The sequence below is a fragment of the Bradyrhizobium sp. genome, assembly GCF_019244115.1.
Lineage (GTDB): Bacteria > Pseudomonadota > Alphaproteobacteria > Rhizobiales > Xanthobacteraceae > Bradyrhizobium.
Window position 1 is genome coordinate 1 of the sequence record NZ_JAFATE010000806.1, and the last position, 4,050, is coordinate 4,050.

General features: G+C 66.7%; 5 protein-coding genes. 4 read left to right on the plus strand and 1 reads right to left on the minus strand.

The genetic code is table 11. The features are described from left to right. Positions 1-409 precede the first annotated feature (409 nt). The 4 genes from JOZ76_RS34215 (at position 410) to JOZ76_RS34225 (ending at position 3,606) form a co-directional block, all read left to right on the plus strand. Entirely contained in the window at positions 410-808 is a 399-nt protein-coding gene (locus JOZ76_RS34215) for a hypothetical protein (protein ID WP_291705797.1), read from the plus strand. 22 nt (positions 809-830) lie between these two features. Beyond that, entirely contained in the window at positions 831-1,067 is a 237-nt protein-coding gene (locus JOZ76_RS38475; RefSeq protein ID WP_366938662.1) for a DUF5372 family protein, read from the plus strand. Positions 1,068-1,100: 33 nt separating this feature from the next. Continuing rightward, positions 1,101-1,451 (plus strand): DUF6788 family protein, encoded by a 351-nt coding sequence (locus tag JOZ76_RS34220; protein ID WP_291705798.1) that lies wholly within the window; start codon positions 1,101-1,103, stop codon positions 1,449-1,451. Between the two features lie 103 nt (positions 1,452-1,554). After that, a complete protein-coding gene (locus JOZ76_RS34225; RefSeq protein ID WP_291705799.1) occupies positions 1,555-3,606 on the plus strand; it encodes a recombinase family protein in 2,052 nt (683 codons plus the stop codon). A 48-nt stretch (positions 3,607-3,654) separates the two neighbouring features. On the opposite strand, the gene JOZ76_RS34230 is transcribed toward JOZ76_RS34225, so the two are convergent. Continuing rightward, positions 3,655-4,050, minus strand: a 396-nt coding sequence (locus tag JOZ76_RS34230) for a hypothetical protein (protein ID WP_291705800.1), incomplete at its 5' end; no start/stop codon positions are given.

The window sequence follows — 4,050 nt, forward strand, 5'->3', positions numbered from 1 at the left end:
TATACGCGAGGAACCGGTGTTGTTACGCCTCTTAATGGGCCGCCAGCTCTAACCCGGTGGATGTGGGCTGGTTCGCGGCGCGTACCCACCCTTCATGTCGGGTGGGGAACTCCTGGTCGGGCATCGAAAGCCTGGGCTGGGAGGCCACGGTGAAAGACTACGGCGTAACGGTGGCGATGCCGCAGGGGTAAAGCCGGATGCCTCCCCCGTTGACCGGACATCAGTGAACGTGGGAACTGCCCTGTGACCGTTCCCGGGCCTTTTCTGCAAGCCAGCGGCAGCGGACCGGGATAGGCGCGACGCCGGCTGAAGGCATGGGCGGGGCGGAGCCGCTGTAGTACTCCGAGCCGGGGAAAGCCCGTGCACATGGGGAAGAGCGGCAGCGTGTCAGTTTTAGCGAGAGGATGCAATGTCTGAAGACGCGCCGGTGAATATCGGCGCCGTGGAGTGGCCGGAGGTTGATTCGGCGTACTTTGCGGTACGGAGGATGCAGATCAAGCTACATCGTTGGGCGGGAGAAGACTTATCCCGCCGGTTCGGCGACCTGTTCAACCTTGTTTACGATCCGGCGTTTTTGGTGCATGCGTGGGAACGCGTGTCCTCTAACGCCGGGGCAAGGACGGCGGGAATCGATCGGGTTACGGTGACCTACATCGAATCCCGCGTCGGGATCACGGCGTTTTTGGATCAGCTTCGGAACTCGCTGAAGTCTGGCGAGTTCCAGCCGGTGGAAGTGCGGCAGACGATGATACCGAAAGGTAAATCGGGGAAACTGCGAAAGCTCGGGATTCCGACGGAGGCGGCATAGTGCCGCGTCGTCCAGTGATGATTTGGGTTTTGTTCTCGTCACGCATCCCTTCCACGCGTTGAGTGGTCAGCGGCTGGAGGTGCTGTTCGTCAAGCGCCGGGGCGGGGATTCGGTGTTTGTGTGTTCCGGTGGTGTCAGTGGGCAGATGACGGTGTCTCGGTCCTGGACCGATCGGGGTGAGCCGCCCCAGGGGCATCGGTTGTCGGCCGAGGGTTTGGCCGAGCTGGTTGCGGTGACACGCGCGATCCAGGTTCGTTGATTGCCGTGCCTGGTGACGGCATGCTCTTGTGCGATGAAAGAGCACAAGAACGATCTGACTGGGTTGTCGACCCGGGTGCTGCGGACGCGACGGCGGCGGCTCGCGGCGCGGCTGGGGGATGTGGAGGCGGTGCTGGCCGGGTCGCTGGTGGAGCAGACCCGTCGCTGCGGCAAGCCGGGCTGCCGCTGTGCCGGGGGCGATCCGCACGGCCCGTACGCCTATTTCGCTGCGAAAACAGCGGGCCGGGGGCGGTTGAGGTACGTGCCTTCGGATCTGGTGGCCCTGGTGCGGGCCGGCTTGGCTCGGGGCGAGCAGGTCGAGGCGGTGCTGGCGGAGATTTCGGCGATCAACGCCGAGCTGCTGGCCAGGCGGGAACTGAGGTAGCCGATGACCGCGGCGCCGAGTGTCGTGCCGACCGGATTCCTGCGGGCCGAAGCGGTGACGGTGTTGGCCAACATGACGATAGCGGCGCTGGAAGGTGGCGGTGATGAACGGCGAGGCGAAGATCAGCGGCACGCACCGCGACCGGCTGGCGGTGATCTACCTGCGCCAGTCGTCGATGGCCCAGGTCCGCGAGCACACCGAGTCCACCACGCGCCAGTACGGCCTGGCCGAGGTAGCGGTCTCGCTGGGCTGGGCCCGGGCGGACGTGGTGGTCATCGACACCGATCTGGGGGTCTCCGGCCGGTGGGGTGTGGCCCGGGCGGGATTCACCGAGCTGGTGGGCCGGGTCTGCGCGGGCGAGGTCGGGGCGATCTTCGGGATCGAGATCTCCCGGCTGGCCCGCTCGAATGCCGAGGTGGCCCGGTTGATGGAGTTCGCCGCGATCACCGAAACGCTGCTGATCGACGCCGATGGCATCTACGATCCCGGCGATGTCAACGACCGGATGCTGCTCGGGATGAAAAGCACTATCGGGGAGGTAGAGCTCCACGTCATGGCGCAGCGCCTGGCAGCCAGCAAGAAGGCCGCAGCCCAGCGCGGCGAGCTGCGCACCCCGCTGCCCGTCGGATATGTCCACGACCAGGCCGGCGAGGTCGTCATCGACCCCGACGCCGAGGTGCAGGCCGCGATCCGTGACCTGTTCGCCGCCTTCGCCGCGTGCGGCTCGGCCTACGGTGTGGTCAGCGCGTTCACCGACCGGCGCTTCCCGCTGCGCGCCTATGGCGGAGCCTGGGCTGGGCAGCTGCGGTGGGGCCGGCTGACCCACGCCCGAGTGCTGGGAGTGCTGAAAAACCCCTGCTACGCCGGGGCCTACGTGCACGGCCGCTACACCTCCCACCGCAGCGTCAACCCTGATGGCACGGTGCGCACCAGCCTCATCGAACGGCCCCGCGCCCAGTGGCCCGTGCTGATCCACGATCACCATGAGAGCTACCTCAGCTGGGCCGAGTACCTGGCCAACGAGACCAAGCTGGCAGCCAACCGCACCAACGCCGGGGCCCGGCCACCCCGCGAGGGATCAGCACTGTGCCAGGGCATCATTACCTGCGGGTCCTGCGGCAAGCCGATGCGCACCAACTATCGCTCCGGCCAGAAACCCTCCTATGAGTGCTCGCGCCGCGCCGATGGGCTCACCACCCCGACCTGCCGGTCCATCGCCGCGTCCGCAGTCGATGTCGCAGTCGCCGGCAGGCTGCTCCAAGCGCTCAACCCCGCCGAGATCGCGCTCGCCCTGGCCGCCGCCGACGACGTCACCGATCGGCACCGACGCATCAGCCGAGCCGCCGAACTCGCCGTCGAACGCGCCCGCTATGAGGCTGACCGGGCCGAACGCGCCTTCTGCCAGGTGGAGCCAGAAAACCGGCTGGTCGCTCGCACCCTGGAGGCCCGCTGGGAGACGAAACTCGCCGCTTTGGCCGAAACCGAGCAGGCCCTGGCGACCGCCCAGGATGCCCGCCCGCCCTTACCCACCCGAGTCGAGTTGGAGAACCTGGCCGCCGATCTGCCCGGACTCTGGCAGGCACCTACTACCAGCAACAAGGACCGCAAACGGCTCCTGCGCACTCTGATCGCCGACGTCACGCTGCTACCCGAAACCGATCCCACCACAGCACGAATCGGACTCCGCTGGCACACCGGCTCCACCGACGAACTCCTCGTGACCCGGCCGCTGCCACCCGGCCCGGCCAAGCGTAGCCCCTCACCAGCAGTCGAGCTCATCCGCCAGCTCGGCCCCACCACCGACACCCGCGAGATGGCCGACAAGCTCAACGCTGCCGGGCTGACCACCGGCCACGGGCAACCCTTCGACATCGCCGCTGTCCAATGGATCCGGCACGCTTACCGCATCCCTGCCCCTTCGCCCTACGCCCACGGAGAGATCAGCGTCGCTGACGCCGCCGGGCGACTCGGCTGCAACATCGGTGTGATCTACGACTGGATCAAGACGGGCAAACTCACCGCCCGCCGCGGAGCCGGCAACCGGCTCTGCATCCGCTGGACTCAGCACGTCGCAATCGAGTGTCGCCGCCGCATCACCGAGTCCGGGCACCTCAACCCCGCAGCCCGGCGCACCAAACCGCGCACTCGAGCCTGACCACACCACAGAATGTCAGTGCCCTCCGGCACCATGACACCCAACCGTTCAACCAGCTCTGCACCGCACCAACGAGAAGATCCCGACACGCAATTGCAGAAAGGGCAGTATGAAATCACCGTCCCGGCGATTAAACGCCGCATACAGCGCCGGCAGATAGGCAATCTGTAAGGCGACGACCACCAGCCCGGTCGCCGCGGCCAGCACGTTGATGGCCGTGGGCACCGCGCCGGGGCTGGCCACGAACCCGAGGGTGAACAGCGAACTTCCCGCCTCTCGCAACGCGGTGCCAAAACCATCGGTCCAGGGCCACAACAGCAGCGCATATTCGATCTCGAAAGCAAACAGCAACACGCCCAGCCGCATCAGCAAAAACATCGCCGGTTCCCCGGCCAGCACCCGATCCTTGTCCTCGTAGTCGGGCAAACGCCGCACCACCAGCTG

Coding starts and splice junctions, on each gene's coding strand:
- JOZ76_RS34225 (WP_291705799.1), top strand. CDS start 1,555: ATGAACGGCGAGGCGAAGATCAGCGGCACGCACCGCGACCGGCTGGCG.
- JOZ76_RS34220 (WP_291705798.1), top strand. CDS start 1,101: ATGAAAGAGCACAAGAACGATCTGACTGGGTTGTCGACCCGGGTGCTG.
- JOZ76_RS34215 (WP_291705797.1), top strand. CDS start 410: ATGTCTGAAGACGCGCCGGTGAATATCGGCGCCGTGGAGTGGCCGGAG.